The sequence below is a fragment of the Streptomyces sp. NPDC015171 genome, assembly GCF_043079545.1.
Lineage (GTDB): Bacteria > Actinomycetota > Actinomycetes > Streptomycetales > Streptomycetaceae > Streptomyces.
The window spans coordinates 232,236-246,693 of record NZ_JBIBUO010000008.1 but is presented as its reverse complement, the minus strand read 5'-3'; the positions used below and the strand labels follow the sequence as shown (position 1 = coordinate 246,693).

At 70.7% G+C, this 14,458-nt stretch carries 12 protein-coding genes and 2 pseudogenes; 11 read left to right on the top strand and 3 right to left on the bottom strand.

Annotated elements, in window-relative coordinates; all coding sequences use genetic code 11:
• Window positions 1-181 precede the first annotated feature (181 nt).
• The 3 genes from ACF073_RS23080 (at window position 182) to ACF073_RS23070 (ending at window position 4,074) form a co-directional block, all read left to right on the top strand.
• Entirely contained in the window at window positions 182-1,687 is a 1,506-nt protein-coding gene (locus tag ACF073_RS23080) for an MFS transporter (protein ID WP_392072818.1), read from the top strand.
• Between the two features lie 144 nt (window positions 1,688-1,831).
• A complete protein-coding gene (locus ACF073_RS23075) occupies window positions 1,832-3,349 on the top strand; it encodes an alpha/beta hydrolase (RefSeq protein WP_392072816.1) in 1,518 nt (505 codons plus the stop codon).
• A gap of 365 nt (window positions 3,350-3,714) precedes the next feature.
• Window positions 3,715-4,074 (top strand): hypothetical protein, encoded by a 360-nt coding sequence (locus ACF073_RS23070; RefSeq protein ID WP_392072814.1) that lies wholly within the window; start codon window positions 3,715-3,717, stop codon window positions 4,072-4,074.
• Here the strand turns inward: ACF073_RS23070 and ACF073_RS23065 are convergent.
• Window positions 4,031-4,432 carry a hypothetical protein gene (locus tag ACF073_RS23065; protein WP_392072812.1) on the bottom strand — a complete coding sequence of 134 codons (402 nt, stop codon included), beginning with the start codon at window positions 4,430-4,432 and terminating at the stop codon, window positions 4,031-4,033. The two genes, ACF073_RS23070 and ACF073_RS23065, sit on opposite strands and share 44 nt — an antisense overlap.
• Between ACF073_RS23065 and ACF073_RS23060 the strand changes: the two are divergent.
• Together ACF073_RS23060 and ACF073_RS23055 are read left to right on the top strand one after the other, a co-directional pair.
• Window positions 4,425-4,706, top strand: a pseudogene (locus tag ACF073_RS23060) (oxidoreductase); the annotation flags it as partial. The gene ACF073_RS23065 and the pseudogene ACF073_RS23060 overlap by 8 nt on opposite strands.
• Window positions 4,707-4,719: 13 nt before the next feature.
• Complete coding sequence (locus ACF073_RS23055) at window positions 4,720-4,935, top strand: hypothetical protein (protein ID WP_392072810.1); 216 nt, start codon at window positions 4,720-4,722, stop codon at window positions 4,933-4,935.
• A gap of 32 nt (window positions 4,936-4,967) precedes the next feature.
• Here ACF073_RS23055 and ACF073_RS23050 read toward each other — a convergent pair.
• Window positions 4,968-5,306 (bottom strand): annotated as a pseudogene (locus ACF073_RS23050) (cytidine deaminase).
• A gap of 507 nt (window positions 5,307-5,813) precedes the next feature.
• On the opposite strand from ACF073_RS23050, the gene ACF073_RS23045 reads away from it, so the two are divergent.
• The 4 genes from ACF073_RS23045 (at window position 5,814) to ACF073_RS23030 (ending at window position 10,763) form a co-directional block, all read left to right on the top strand.
• A complete protein-coding gene (locus ACF073_RS23045) occupies window positions 5,814-7,217 on the top strand; it encodes a glutamate decarboxylase (RefSeq protein ID WP_392072808.1) in 1,404 nt (467 codons plus the stop codon).
• Between the two features lie 889 nt (window positions 7,218-8,106).
• The gene (locus tag ACF073_RS23040; RefSeq protein ID WP_392072806.1) at window positions 8,107-9,048 is read left to right on the top strand and encodes an NAD-dependent protein deacetylase; all 942 of its coding nucleotides are present in this window, start codon (window positions 8,107-8,109) and stop codon (window positions 9,046-9,048) included.
• Complete coding sequence (locus ACF073_RS23035; RefSeq protein WP_392072804.1) at window positions 9,045-9,344, top strand: DUF4387 family protein; 300 nt, start codon at window positions 9,045-9,047, stop codon at window positions 9,342-9,344. The genes ACF073_RS23040 and ACF073_RS23035 overlap by 4 nt, the downstream gene beginning before the upstream one ends.
• 396 nt (window positions 9,345-9,740) lie before the next feature.
• Window positions 9,741-10,763: a calcium-binding protein gene (locus ACF073_RS23030; RefSeq protein ID WP_392072802.1), complete on the top strand. Its 1,023-nt coding sequence runs from the start codon at window positions 9,741-9,743 to the stop codon at window positions 10,761-10,763.
• Window positions 10,764-10,852: 89 nt separating this feature from the next.
• Here the strand turns inward: ACF073_RS23030 and ACF073_RS23025 are convergent, their stop codons facing one another.
• Window positions 10,853-11,935: a helix-turn-helix domain-containing protein gene (locus ACF073_RS23025; protein ID WP_392072800.1), complete on the bottom strand. Its 1,083-nt coding sequence runs from the start codon at window positions 11,933-11,935 to the stop codon at window positions 10,853-10,855.
• A gap of 387 nt (window positions 11,936-12,322) precedes the next feature.
• Here ACF073_RS23025 and ACF073_RS23020 point away from each other — a divergent pair, with 387 nt between their 5' ends.
• Both ACF073_RS23020 and ACF073_RS23015 read left to right on the top strand, forming a co-directional pair.
• On the top strand, window positions 12,323-12,787 hold the full coding sequence (locus tag ACF073_RS23020; RefSeq protein WP_392072798.1) for a DUF3592 domain-containing protein: 465 nt from the start codon (window positions 12,323-12,325) through the stop codon (window positions 12,785-12,787).
• Window positions 12,788-13,086: 299 nt separating this feature from the next.
• Entirely contained in the window at window positions 13,087-14,103 is a 1,017-nt protein-coding gene (locus ACF073_RS23015; RefSeq protein WP_392073160.1) for a hypothetical protein, read from the top strand.
• Window positions 14,104-14,458: the final 355 nt, after the last annotated feature.

Sequence of the window (14,458 nt, the reverse complement as noted above, 5' to 3'; positions counted from 1 at the left end):
CGGCGCGGGTGACGTACTCGTCCTTGTCGTACAGATCGATGTGTGCGGCGCCGTCGCGAGGCCCACCCAAGCCGCGTGTTATCGTCAGGCCACCAGAGGTAAAATCGCGGGTCCATCGCCGACTCGCGGGCACACGCGGCATCCGACGAGCCGCCACTTCTTCCCATCGAAGGAGTGCGCAGTGAATCCCCGTCGACAGCGTGAAGTCGTCCAGAGCCTCGAAGCACCCACAGAACCTTCTCGCTCGCCGCGGACCCTCCGCGAGGCGTGGCCGGCCCTCACCGGGCTGTCAGCCGTCTTCCTGTTCGAGATGCTCGACAACTCGATCCTCAACGTCGCGTTGCCCACCATCGGACGCGAGCTGTCCGCGTCCGCGACCGCTCTGCAGTGGGTCACCAGCGCGTACGCCGTCGTGTTCGGCGGGCTCATGCTGGCCCTCGGCGCACTCGCCGACCGGGTCGGCCGACGCAAGATGATGCTGCTCGGGCTGGTGCTGCTCGGCGTGACGAGCCTGACCACCGCGTTCGTCAGCACGGCGGGGCAGCTCATCGCCGTCCGGGCGGCGACGGGCGTCGCGGCCGCCATGACGACGCCGGGCTCACTCGCCCTGGCGTTCCGCCTGTTCGACGACGACGGGCTCCGCGTCCGGGCGACCACGCTCATATCGACGGTGGGCCTGGCCGGGCTCGCGATCGGACCTACGGCGGGTGGCTTCGTACTCGCCTTCGCCCCGTGGCAGGCCCTGCTGCTGGTGAACGTGCCGGTCGCCGCGCTCGCGTTCGCCGGCGTTCGCAACGGTATCCCCGCCGACCAGGCGGACGATCTGCACCGTGCGCCGATCGATGCCGTGGGTGCGCTGCTCGGCACGGCGGCGATCGTGCTCACGCTGATCGCGCCGACGCTCTTCGTCGAGGCGGGCACCGAGTCGTATCTCCCTTGGCTGACCACGGCGGCGGCCACCGTGCTGGGCGTCCTCTTCGTGGTGCGCCAGCGCTCGATCCGCCACCCGCTCCTCGACGTCGAGCTCGTCACGCGCCCCCTGGTGTCGAGCGGCCTGGCGTTCAAAGGCGCTGCCGGAGTGGCGACCGCCGGCCTCGGCTACCTGGTGACACTGCAACTGCAGCTCGACTGGGGCTGGACGCCCGCCCGGGCGGCCATCGGGATGCTCCCGCAGGTCATTGTTCTCATCCTCGGCGGCGCCGCCATCGGTCCGCTGGTCAAACGCGTCGGTCTCGACAAGGCCGCCTGGCTCAGCGCCGGAGCGGTCGTGTGCGCACTGGCCGTCTACGGCCTGCTGAGCCGCTACGGGTACCCGTGGGTCGCCGTCGCGCTCGTGCTCGGCGCCGCCGGGATGCGCGTGGTCGGCGTCGTCGCCGGGACCAATGTGATGCGCGGCCTCCCGCGGAACCGCACCACCACCGGAGCGGCTCTGGTCGACACCGCCGGCGAAGTCACCACCGGAATCGGCATCGCCGTCAGCGGCACCATCCTCGCCGCGCTCTTCACCGGCGACATCGCCGCCCCCGACTGGAGCACCCGTCAGACCGCGGAGTTCCGCGAGGCGGTCACGTGCGCCGGCCTCGTGCTGAGCGTCGTGGCCGCGGCACTCGTCGGTTGGGGCATCGCCCGTGCCCGCGCCGGCGACAACGCGGCTGCGTCGTCTGCCCCGGATGCCGGCACCGAGTAGGCACCGAGTAGGCACCCAGTAGGCACCGACGACCGTCAGCCCTATGGACACGGGCGGCGAACGCACAGGGTGGGGTATTCCCCCGTGCCCAATGGGTCGCCACCCGGATGTGACGGCCAGTCAAGCTCCGGCAGGCTGCTGCACATGAAGCAGATCAAGAAGAGCACGGCAACCCTGATCGCCGCGTCCGCCGCCGTCCTCGGTCTCGGCACCCCGGCCACCTCGACCGCATCGGCCGCCGCATCCGCCGTGCCCACCGCCGCCTCCGGTGCTACGGGAACGCTCAAGTGGGCCGACTGCGGACGCCCCGGGCTCGACGAGCGGCAGCAGTGCGCCACCGTCACCGTCCCCATGGACTACGCCCACCCGGGCGACGGGCGCACGGTCGACCTCGTCATCTCCCGGATCCGGAGCGAGAAGCCGTCCGCCCGTCGTGGCGCGCTGCTGATGATTCCCGGCGGCCCGGGCGGGGACAGCCTCGCCGACCCCTCCGGGAAGGGGCAGAAACTGCCGCAGGACGTCCGCGACGGCTACGACCTGATCGGCTTCGCGCCGCGCGGCCAGGCGCCGTCGACGGCGGTCAGCTGCGGGCTCGACCACGACGACCTGGCGCTGACGCGGCTGCGGCCGTGGCCGGCGCCCGACGGGTCCGTGACGGAGAACCTCGCCACCGCGCGGCGCACCGCCGAAGCCTGCGCGCGCAACGGCGGCGAGCTGATGAAGCACATCAGTTCCGTGGACGAGGCCCGCGACATCGACAGCGTCCGGGCCGCGCTCGGCGAGCGCAAGCTGTCGGTGTGGGGGGTGTCGTACGGGACGTACGTCGGGTCCGTCTACAGCCAGTTGTTCCCGCGGCGCACCGACCGCGTCGTCCTGGACAGCAATGACAACCCCGACCCGGTGCGGGTCGAGCGCGCCTGGCTCGGCGCGTTCGAGAGGGGCGTCGAGGACAACTTCCCGGTGTTCGCCGACTGGGCCGCCAAGCCCGGCAACCGGTACCGGCTCGCCGATACGGCCGCCGAGGTGCGTCCGCTCGTCCTGCGGCTGGCAGCCCGGCTGGACCGCGATCCGCTGCCCTGGCCGGGCGCCAACCCCGAGGAGCTGAACGGCAATGTGCTGCGCCAGACGATGCTGAACGCCTTCTACGACCCGGACGACTACCCGATGCTGGCTCAGCTGATCCTGGCCGCACAGAAGGGCGAGGTGCCGCCGGTTCCGGCGGGGCCGCCGGAGTCCGTACTGCAGAACGTGAGCGCGGTGGGCGCGGCGACCATCTGCAACGACGCCGCCTGGCCCACCTCCTCGGCCTTCTACCAGAAGGCGGTCGACAAGAGCCGTGCGCGGTACCCGCTGACGGCGGGTATGCCCCGCAACGCGATGCTGTGCGCCGCCTGGCCCTACGCACCGAAGCAGGCACCGGTGCGGATCACCGACCAGGGGCCCGCCAACGTCCTGCTCATCCAGAACGAGCGTGATGTGGCCACTCCGCTCGCGGGCGCCCGCAAACTCCGCACCGCGTTCGGCGACCGGGCCGTCATGGTCGTCAACGACTCCGCCGGGCACGACGCGTACCTCGACAACGGCACCGCGTGCGGCGACCGTATCGTCTCCCGGTTCCTGGCCACCGGCGAGCGACCCGCGCGGGATCGTTACTGCCGGTGAGTCACCTTCCGGCGGCGCGGGGATCGTCCGGTGCGGTCCCCGCGGAGTCCGGCCGCGAGCGCGGTCGGGCTCGCCCGTCGGTGCGTCGCATGCCGTCCTTGCGTAGGTGGCACCCGATGAGCCCCGCGATGCGTCGCACGCCGTGGGGCTGTGCGGACGGTCCAAGCGTCATCAGGACGGCGTCGAACTGCTCGTGGTCCACGTCCAGGACCGGCGCGACACTGCGGGTCCCGCGCAACGCCGCTTCGGACGGGGCCCTGCCACACCGGGACCGGCTGGTCCGATCGCGTGCCGTATGCACCCGGACAGCGCACCCGGCAACGGCGGTATGCCGCATTGTCAGTGCCCCCTGCGACCGTAGGGACATGACACCCACCACCGCGGAAGCCGCACCCGACCCGCTGGGGGCGGCACTGCGCCTGCCCGTGTGGAAAACCCTCTCCGGACGAGCCGACGCCATCCGCCGGACCCTGCCCCCGTGCCCCGGTACGGCCGAGGAACGCCACTCCTGGCTGTGCTCCCTGACCCCCGAGCAGGCCCGCCACGCCGCGCTCCTGGAGCGTCTGGACGCGCTGTGCGAGCACATCGCCGGCAGACCCGCCCTCGGGTATTCCGCCGACAACCCGTTGCCCGATGCAGCTCTCCAGGAAGCGGAAGGCTTCAACCCGCAGCTCACGGCGCTCATCGCCAGATACCGGGCTTCGCGAAGCGAGACCGCCGGCTGACGCCCCGCGCGACGCGTCGAGGCTCCGTCTTGAGGTTCTTGGGTTCGTCGCACGTCTGGGATGTCGAGATCCGCAGGGCGACGGCATCCGCGCGCGCCGCATGGTCGTCCGCCAGTACCGCCAGGCCCAGAACCGAACACAGCATGAGCACGGGAAGGACCCTTCCGCGGCGTACGCGTGAGAGGGCCGGTGCTGCCACGGACAGCACGAGACCGGCCAGCAGGAGCCACCGGTTCACGCTCGCTTCCCGGTCGAGCCGTTTGGACAGCTCCACGAGGTCATCGCAGAGTACGTACGTCTCCGGTCCGCCGAACAGCGAAAGACAGCGCTCCAGTACCGCGGCCCGCACGATGAACAAGCCGAAGACCGGCAGCAGACTCGGCTCTCCCGCCGCCGCCGCTGTCGACCTCCTCGTGGCCGGCGCTCCCCGGCGCGGCCTGGCCCTGACGAGCTACGCACTCCAGGCCGATGCTCCCACCGTCCAACTCGCCGCCGGAAGGGCTGCGTCGCACTCCGACTCGGCCCGGTTGCATGCCTGTCGCGCGGCCGCCGACATCGACGACGCCGCGCGGACAGGCGTGTTCCCCTCCTACGATGCCCGGGCTCGGATGCGGATGGACGCGGGCAGGGCGGCGGTCCACGCGCGTGAGGCGGTCCGTCTCGTGTGCTCGGCCCAAGGGGCTTCGGGCTTCGGGCTTCGGGCTTCGGGCTTCGGGCTTCGGCGAGTCGAACCCGCTCCAGCGCATCTGGCGTGACATCGAGACCGGCAGCCGGCACGCCGTCCTCAACCCCGACGTGGCCACCGAGCTCTACGGCAAGTCACTGTTCGGTATCCGGGGCACGGTGTCCGCGATGGTGTAGCCGGACTGCCGGCCGGCGCCGAGTGGGACGGTCTACTCGGCGTCGGGCTGGCGGTCGGCCCAGACATAGCTTTCGGGGAGCAAGTCGGCGACGGGGACGGTTCGGACGCGGTCGGGTTCGCCGACGATGGCCTTGAGGGCGGGGAAGCAGTCGAGAAGGACCTGACGGCATCGGCCGCACGGGGGGGGACGACACCCCTGTCGCGGTCACCCACGGCGAAGATCGTGTCCAGCTCATAGGCGCCCTGGGCGGCTGCCCTGGGCGCGGGCCGCGGCCGTCATGGTGTGGTTGTCGCCCCGGCAGCGAGTGCGCGCGACGTGTGCCGCGGCCTGGATGAGTTCGTGGTCGACGGGCTGGGCCCGCGTGGTCATCTTCTCCGCCTTCGTCCGGTGTCAGGCGACGTTGACCTGAGTGACGAGGGAGCGCAAGCGGATATCGACAGTGCCGGGCTTGCCGTCCTCGGGTACGGGTACGGCCCCGCCGTTGGCGATGGCGTACAGGTGCGCGACGGGGCCTCCACGGGTGATCCGGACAGGCGCTGCCCCCTCGTCGTCTGCGATGTCCGTCCGCGATGTCGCGGACGGGCACCCCTTCTGCCGCCCGGGCAGCGGTGCGGAAACGCTGCTCACGCCCCGGTGAGAGGCCGCCGGGCGGAGCGCGCGGCAGGCCCGCCCTGCCGTCGGCCGATGAACGCGCCGGCCGCGCCGCCAATGCCACAGCGAACCCATGACAAGGACTGACACGGGAAAAATCCAGTTCATTAGTATGCAAATCGATCGCTGGATCGGTGTAATCGGCAGCGATGCCGGGTCGCCGGAGGATCTAGCGTCCGAGATGTACGTGGGTCGCACACGGACCAGAAAGGCATCCACGCTCCCATGGCCATCCCGCATACCGGCGTCCTGCCGGACACAGAGCACGACACCCCGATCCTCTCCTCCCCCGCCCTCCGCAAGAGTGACGACGACCTCCTCCTGCCGACCGACGAGCTGCCCCATTCGGCATCATCACCCGACGTCATCAGCCGCCGGGTACGCGATGAGCTGATGCTGGACGGCAACGCACGACTCAACCTCGCCACCTTCGTGACGACCTGGATGGAGCCGCAGGCACGCCAGCTCATGGCCGAGACCGCCGAGAAGAATCTCGCGGACCGCGCGGAGTACCCACAGATCACCGCGATGGAGGACCGCTGCGTGCGGATGCTGGCCCGGCTGTGGCACGCGCCGTACCCGGACCAGGCGCGCGGCTGCTCCACCACCGGGTCGAGCGAGGCGGCCATGCTCGCCGGCCTCGCGCTCAAGCGCCGCTGGCAGGCCCGGCGCCGGGCACAGGGCAAGGACACCGGACGCCCGAACCTCGTCATGGGCGCGAACGTCCAGGTGTGCTGGAAGAAGTTCGCCAACTACTTCGAGGTGGAGCCCCGGTACGTGCCCATGGAGCCGGGCCGCTACCACCTCACCGCGGACACGCTCACCGCCTACTGCGACGACAACACCATCGGTGTCGTAGCCGTCCTCGGCTCCACTCTCGACGGTTCCTACGATCCGGTGGCGGACATCTGCATGGCCCTGGACGGATACCAGGCCGCCACCGGAACCGACATCCCCGTGCACGTCGACGGCGCTTCCGGTGCTCTGGTGGCCCCGTTCCTCGACCCCGGCCTCCTGTGGGACTTCCAGCTCGAACGCATCGCGTCCATCAACGCCTCGGGGCACAAGTACGGCCACGTCTTCCCCGGCCTCGGCTGGGCCCTGTGGCGCAACGCGGAGGCCCTCCCCGACGATCTGGTCTTCGAGGTCGACTACCTGGGTGGCCGCTCGCCCACCTTCACCCTCAACTTCTCCCGCCCCGGCGCCCACGTCGTCGCCCAGTACTACAACTTCCTGCGGTACGGCTTCGAGGGGTTCAGGGACCTGGCGGAACGGAGCCGTGCGACCGCCCGCGCGCTGTCCGCCCAGGTACAGAGCATGGGGCCGTACGAGCTGATCACGGACGGCTCCGAGCTTCCCGCGTTCGCGTTCCGGCTGGCTCCGGGGACGTCGGACTTCACCGTCTTCGACGTGTCCCAGGCCATGCGGGCGCGAGGCTGGCAGCTGCCCGCCTACACCTTCCCCGCCCCGTGCCAGGACGTCTCCGTCCTGCGCCTGGTCGTGCGCACCGGCTTCACCACCGAGCTCGCCCGGCTGTTCCTCTCCGACCTGGCCCAGGTCACCAGGCAACTCCGTGCGCAGAGTCCGCGCACGCTCCCACGGGTTCTCCACCCCTCCCCCGCGACCTAGTCCGGGTGCCGACGGCCCCCTGACCGTCCGCGCGGAGGACGAGGATCGTCCCGTGGGGCCCGCTCACGGCCCCAGGGGGCAGCCCGCCCGCTTCCCTCCGCCCCGCTCCGACCCTCTTTCATCCGCACGGCGACGGTGCTGACGGACGTCAGCCGACCCTGCTCCTGGGCGGCGTCGGCATGCCCGATGTGACGATTCGGCCGTTCGGGACGGCGGACCATCCGGGCGTGGAGGGCGGCGACGATCAGGGGACGGACCGCGCCGCCGCTGCCGCCCTCGCCCGAGGAGGCTCCTGGCCCGCGGCCCGCGTCGGACCGGCTGTGCTCACGGGGCATCCTGCCTGTACGTGCCGCACGACGGCCCCGCTGGACAACTACTGCCCTGGGGGCCAGTGTTCGGCGCGGCCGGAACCTGCCGGCGGCGGCCGGAGCGGCGGCCACCGCGGCCGTGCGAGCCGTCATCGGGCCCGGTCACGGAATCACCGTGACCGGGGCCCCAGGATCAGCTACCGCGGAGGGGCCCGATCGCCGCTGGTTCCGGTACCGGAACCCGATCCGGCCGCGCGTCAGGTCGTACGGCCTAATGCCTCTCGCTCTCGGCCGACGGCGCACGGGCCTCCCGTATCCCCCGCGCTCGGCACCAGCCCCGACGCGGGCCCGGGCACGGCCGACGCCATCTCTCCGGGGGACGGCCGCTGAGCTGGTCCTGGCCCGGTACGGCCGTATCCCGATGGACTCCCTGAGCCCGACCTGGGCCCGACTGCGACCGGCGTGTCTTCGATCAGCTCCTGGCCTGGGATCCGCAGGCGCAAGGCGTGACGACGCGCCACCTCGAACGCGCGCTGACCGGTGCGAACAGGTGTTGGCAGCCCGTTCCGTACCCTGGTGGCATGCGTATGCGCCCCACCCTGAGCTGGACCCCTGCCGAGGACCTGCCGCCGGGCACCACGGATGTCGGGCCGGTCGTCGATGCGCTGAGCACCGGAGGTGTGCTGGTGCTCAGCGGGGCGGGCATCTCCACGGAGTCGGGCATCCCCGACTACCGGGGCGAGGGCGGGAGCCTGAGCCGGCACACCCCGATGACCTACCAGGACTTCACCGCGAGCGCCCAGGCCCGGCGCAGGTACTGGGCGCGCAGCCACCTCGGCTGGCGCACGTTCGGCCGCGCCCGCCCCAACGCCGGGCACCGGGCCGTGGCCGCGTTCGGGCGTCACGGACTGCTCGCCGGCGTGATCACCCAGAACGTCGACGGCCTGCACCAGTCCGCCGGGAGCGAGGGCGTCGTGGAACTCCACGGAAGCCTGGACCGGGTCCTGTGCCTGTCCTGCGGTGCCGTCACCCCGCGCCGCGAACTCGCCCAGCGGCTGGAGGCGGCCAATCCGGGCTTCGAGCCGGTGGCCGCCGGCATCAACCCGGACGGTGACGCCGACCTCACCGACGAACAGGTCGCGGACTTCCACGTCCTGCCCTGCACGAACTGCGGCGGCATCCTCAAACCGGACGTGGTCTTCTTCGGCGAGGCCGTTCCGCCGCAGCGGGTCGAGGACTGCCGCGGGCTGGTCCGCGAGGCGGCCTCACTGCTGGTCCTCGGCTCCTCGCTGACGGTGATGTCCGGCCTCCGGTTCGTCCGCCAGGCGGCACAGGCCGGAAAGCCGGTGCTGATCGTGAACCGCGACCCGACCCGGGGCGACTCGCACGCCCTCACCCGGGTCGCGCTACCCCTGGGAGCGGCCCTCGCCACCGTGGCCGGCCGGCTGGACGTCCCTGTCGAAACGACTTCCCAACCGAGTCCTCGACCGCCTTCTCAACCCACTTCGCAACCGAACCATTGACTGTTTGCCATAGCGCCCGTCATCCGGCCGACATCGACATCGACTACCGCCTGTACCGCAACGGGGCTGTCCTCACCGGCAGCGCCCTAGTCGCCACCGGCTTCCTCAACGAGGAGCTGTTCGCGGCGCTCTACGACACCACCCCCGAACAGGTTCTGGTCGTCAACCACCCCCGCGCCCTCGCGGTCAAGGTCTCACTGCCCCGGCCGACGGTCCAGGGCGACCTGCACGACACCGACTGCTACGCCGGCCAGCAGTACGCCCCGCTCATGGACATGGACATCCCCTCGGCATGACGTGCCTCAACACCGCGCGTGGCGAAGCGCGTAGTGGGAAGTTGGCGGGTCTGCACCGCTCGGGCGGCACGACCGCCGACTGCGGCAGAGGGTATCGATCACGGCCTCGGACCACGACACGCTGTGGCGACGGTGCACGCACCTGGGCCGCGTCCTGCCACCAGCGCAAGTCGCGCCCTCCCCGGCGGTTTTCCTCTCGAGTTGTCGCCGCGGCGAGATGCGCAGCACTATTGAAGGTAGAGGGAGGGCGGATCGCGCCCGTGTCGTCACTCGACGCCTGCGGCCTCAGCACCTGTGGTTCCTGAACGGCTGAAGCAGGAACATGACTGGACGGGCGGGTACGCCGAAGCATCCGGCGTAGTACGGCCGACAGCGGCCGGGTCGGGAGCCTGTGTCATGAAGAGGTTCTGGGTCGCGGCCGCGGCCGCGTCGTTGCTCCTGGTGCCCACGCATGTGCTGGGTTTCGCCGGGACCGCGTACGCAGCCACGGGCGTGCGCGTGGCCAACGAGACGCTGCTGATCACCGCAGGTGCGGCGATCGACAAAATCAACGTGACCGCATCAGGATCCGACTTCGTCGTCACGGACGCGGGAGACACCCTCAGCGCCGGTACCGGCTGTGCGGGGGCTGCCGAGGTGCGCTGCCCGGCGGCCGGGATCCTGCGTGTCGCCGTCCACGCGGGAGACGGGGACGACGATGTCGCAATCGACAGGAACGTCCGCTTGTTCACCGCAGTGTACGGAGGGAACGGCGCTGACACGATCCTTGCCGGGTCCAGCGAAGCCTTCCTCTCCGGCGACGCCGGCAACGACACGGTCATCGGCGGTTTCGACCGCAACCAGCTCTTCGGCGGGGACGGCGACGACTTCCTCTCCGGCGGACCCCAACCCGACCGCCTTGAGGGTGGGTCCGGCAACGACGACCTCTCCGGGTTGCCGGGCGGCGACATCCTTATGGGCGGCATCGGCGACGACCGCATCGACGGCGGGACCGACACCGACATCCTCTGGGGCGGGGACGGCGCGGACCAGCTGTACGGCCGGGACGGCTTCGACTACCTCTACGGCGAGGACGGCAACGACCGCCTGGAGGGCGGGAAGGACAACGACAACCTCTCGGGCGGCGCCGGTCTCGACTACGTCTACGCCGAAGCCGGCGACGACTATGTCACCGGCGGGGACGGCGACGACGCTCTGATGGCTGGCGTCGGCAACGATCGCGTCGAGGGCGGGGGCGGCGATGACCACCTCTACGGCGGTGGTGGCAACGACGACCTCATGGCCGGGGACGGCAACGACGATCTCTGGGGCGGACCCGGCCTCGACGGCCTCTACGGTGAGGCCGGTCTGGACCACCTCCGCGGCGGTGACAACACCGACACCTGCGTCGGCGAGATCAAAGAAGGCTGCGAGCGCTGATCGCCACTCCGAAGCGACTCCGCCCCCCCTGCGGACCGGCCATGACGCACGTCGTAGCCGCTGGCTCGTCAACCAGATGCCGCTCCAGCTCAGCGCATTGCCCGGAAGTGACCGTCTTGAGTGTCCGGCACCGTGCGGCGGCTCTGGGCTTCGGAGGGCGACATGTGCGTACGACGCTCGTGTGCCGCGGCGTCCCGCCACTCCACGGGGGACATCTGGTAGGCGGCCCGGAACGCCCGGCTGAAGTGGGCGGCGCTGGTGAAGCCCCACCGTCGGCCCACCGCGGCGATGGTCCGGCTCGTCGCGTCCCAGCGGGCCAGCTCGCGTCGGCACTGCTCCAGCCGGCGGCCCTGGATCCACCGGCAGACAGTGGTGCCCTCGTTCTGGAAGAGCTTGTGCAGGTAGCGCAGGGATATCTGGTGAGCCCGGGCTATGGCCTCCGGGGTCAGGCCCGGATCCGTCAAGTGCCGGTCGATGTAAGCCTCGACGCGCATCAGCAGCACGCGGGCGGCGCTCGGTGTACCCGTGGTGTCACCGCCGCGCCGCTCGTCGGCCAGCACCGTGACCAGGTCCAGGACGTTACGGGCGACCAGTTCGCCGACGTGCTGCGGATACGCGCCGGCGGTGTCCACGAACCGGGACAGGAAGGGCGACAGCAGTCCCCCGAGGGGCGAACCCGAGTCGAAGGGGGAGGCCGTGATCCGGCACAGGTCCGACTCTTTCAGGCTCAGGACGTTCCGTGGCAGGACGAGGGATTTCGTCTGGAAGGTTCCGGGGAAGGTCAGCCGCAGGGGACGCGCACGGTCGTAGACGAAGAGCTGCCCCGGACCCACGTGTGCCTCGCGCGAGTCCTGCTCGACCCGGGCCGCCCCGCTGCTCAGCAGCATCACCACCACGTGGTCGTCGTCGGTGGACCCCGCGATGAGCCGCCGTGTGCGGACGGTCTGCATGGCGTCGCCGTCCACCGTGACGCCTCGTGTCCGACCCATCGGTGACGCATGGATCGTGCCGGAGAACACCTCCTCGGAGAGTTCGATGTCCACGGCTCCGAAGGTACGGGCCACGGCCTCACGCCAGTAGACGCGTCTTCGCCCCCTGGGTACCGAGTCCGTGGTGTAGAAGATGCCCGCGGGCCGCTCCCCCGTCCCCTTCGTCAACGCGTCCGACGACATGATCTCCGCCCTTCAGCCAGTGTGCTCTGTGGATACCGTGCCAGCGGTACCCGTGATGACACATCGCGTGAATCCGCTAGATCGGGGATGCGGAGCGGAGATACGGGGAGGTGGGGGCGGCCTGGCGCATCCGCACTCGCGAGCCGCGCACTCACCTCACCGGGGCCGCCGAGGAGTCGGCGGTCTCGGGCGGGACATCACCGGGGGCGTGCGGTGGGTGCTCGGGCAGCCCACGATCCGCCCGGTGATCTCGGCCCTCGCCCTGCTGTCCTTCGGCCTGGCGGTGAGGGCCACCGCCTGGACCGGCAGTGCGCGATCATGAGGCCTACATCTGGCCGCCCTCCCACCCGTTGGCTCTCTGCTCCAAGAATCGAGAAGATCTCGCTCGTGTCTCCTTCCCAGATCCTTTGGCTCTTCGCGTCGGTCTTCACGCCCGTCGGAGCTGCCGGCGGCGGCGTCGCGTTGCTCAAGGTCCGGCGGGTCCGGCGCCTGCTTCGAGAAGGCGCGACGGCGCGGGGTGTGGTCACCCGCCATGAGCAGACCCGTATCGCACCGGCCGCGGACACCACGAGCGTCCGCCGCAGCTCCGGGACGACCGTGTACTACCCCGTCGTCGCCTGGAGCACGGGCGACGGCCGAGCCATGGAGACCAGGGCGGACATAGCCCGCCCCAAGAACAGGACCCTTCCCGTCGGTGCCCGCGTCGAGGTCCGCTACGACCCGGCGAATCCGTCGCGCTGGACGCTCCCGGCCGAGGGCAACGGCTTGTGGTGGCTCTTCCTCGCACTCGGCGCGCTCTTCGCCGTGATGGGGCTGGGGTTCCTCATCGGAGCCCTGTCGAGGGGGCGCTGACCGGACGAGACGACGCAGCCTTTCCTACGAGCAGGAATGCCTTCGGGCAGGAACGTGGTCCGTAATCTGATGATTCGTGGCATACGCCGGGCAGGGTGGGTCCCCTCACCGATGCCGGGACAGGCGTCGCCCCGCTTTCGCGAGGCGGGCGTGCAACCTTGTGGGCAGGTTGTGAGTCTCCTGATCGATCACATCGTGATCAGATCCACGAGGAGACCATCATCAGCGCCATACACAAGACCCTGACCACCGTCGCCGTCACCGGTGTCGTCCTCACGGGTGCCGCCGCCTGCGGGACGGTGGAGCAGCTCTCCGCCGGCAAGAAGCTCGACCGAGCCTTCGAGAAGCTCGGCGAGAAGAAGACACTCTCCTTCGAGCTCGACCTGGACACCGACGCCGCGTCCTTGAAGGCGCTGGACGCCGAGTCCGATCCCCAGCCCGGCGAGGAGATGCCGGACGAGGCCGCGGAGATGCTCAGCGGGGCGAAGATCAAGGTCACCGTGCAGTCGAAGAAGCCGATCAACGAGTCCGGCGAGAAGGACCTCGTCGGTACGGCCCTGAAGATCAGCGGTCCGGACGGCGACCTCACCGAGTACCGGGTGATCGGCGACTACACCTACCTCCGTGCCGACCACGACGCCATCGGCAAGCTGATGGGCAGCCCCGCGCCTGCCGCCGAGGACCTGCCTCCGGAGGCCGGGGCGCTCAAGGACGTCCTGGAGGGCAAGTGGGTGAAGTTCAACACCAAGGAGATGGGGAGGAACGCCACCGGGGGCCCGGGCGCCGAGAAGAGTCCCGCACCGGCACCGTCCCTCGACGCCAAGACGCAGAAGAAGCTCGTGAAGGCCGTTGGCGAGGTGATCGCCCGTGAGGTGCGCTTCAAGACGGCCGGCGGCGGGGACGGCACCGAGCACATCACCGCCACGGCTCCGTTCCGCACGCTGGTCACCGACCTGCTGGGCGAGATCCGCCCGCTGGCCAAGGACCTGCCGCCGGGCGTGGAGCTGCCGACCGACAAGGACCTGAAGGACGCTCCCGACACCAAGGTGACGGCGGACTTCACGCTCAAGAACGGTGAGCTGTCCGCGGTCGGAGTGGACCTCGCCAAGCTCGCCGACAACTCCAAGGTCAGGAAGCTGGGCCTGACGCTGCGGATGAGCGACGGCACCAAGCCCACCGCGCCGGCCGGCGCCACGGAGCTGGACCTCAAGGAACTCGCGCAGGGCTTCTTCGGTGCCGGGATGAACGACGCCGAGTTCGGCGACAGCGACCTCAGTGGCCTCGACGCTCAGGACTCCCCTCCGGACGACCTCTGATCGCGCGAGAGTGATCCGCTGGGCAGCCCTGGCCCACGTTCCCCAAGGGCGAAGGGCCGCCGGCCGCGGCTCCCGCGCACACCGTGCGTCCGGGGCCCGCGGCCGGTTCCTTCGTGGACGCGAAGCCGACCGCCGGGTCAGGACGCGAGGAGCAGCACGCCGGCCCGTCGGTTTCGGACCTTAGCCGGGTTGGCAGGTGTGCGTGCCGCGCTGATCGGCGCGCGGCCTCGCCCCCCCAGGGGGGAGGGGCCGTGGTTCCAGGCCGGATCAGCGGTGCGCCAGCCGCCGCGAGGCCGGTGACACCGGTGGGCGTGACAGCGCGACAGCCGCCCTCGGCGATCTCTGCGCGTTCGAG

What these genes read in the sequence shown, in the direction of transcription:
- ACF073_RS23075 (WP_392072816.1), top strand. Translation starts at nt 1,832, where the DNA reads ATGAAGCAGATCAAGAAGAGCACGGCAACCCTGATCGCCGCGTCCGCC.
- ACF073_RS23070 (WP_392072814.1), top strand. Translation starts at nt 3,715, where the DNA reads ATGACACCCACCACCGCGGAAGCCGCACCCGACCCGCTGGGGGCGGCA.
- ACF073_RS23045 (WP_392072808.1), top strand. Translation starts at nt 5,814, where the DNA reads ATGGCCATCCCGCATACCGGCGTCCTGCCGGACACAGAGCACGACACC.
- ACF073_RS23040 (WP_392072806.1), top strand. Translation starts at nt 8,107, where the DNA reads ATGCGTATGCGCCCCACCCTGAGCTGGACCCCTGCCGAGGACCTGCCG.
- ACF073_RS23030 (WP_392072802.1), top strand. Translation starts at nt 9,741, where the DNA reads ATGAAGAGGTTCTGGGTCGCGGCCGCGGCCGCGTCGTTGCTCCTGGTG.
- ACF073_RS23025 (WP_392072800.1), bottom strand. Translation starts at nt 11,935, where the DNA reads ATGTCGTCGGACGCGTTGACGAAGGGGACGGGGGAGCGGCCCGCGGGC.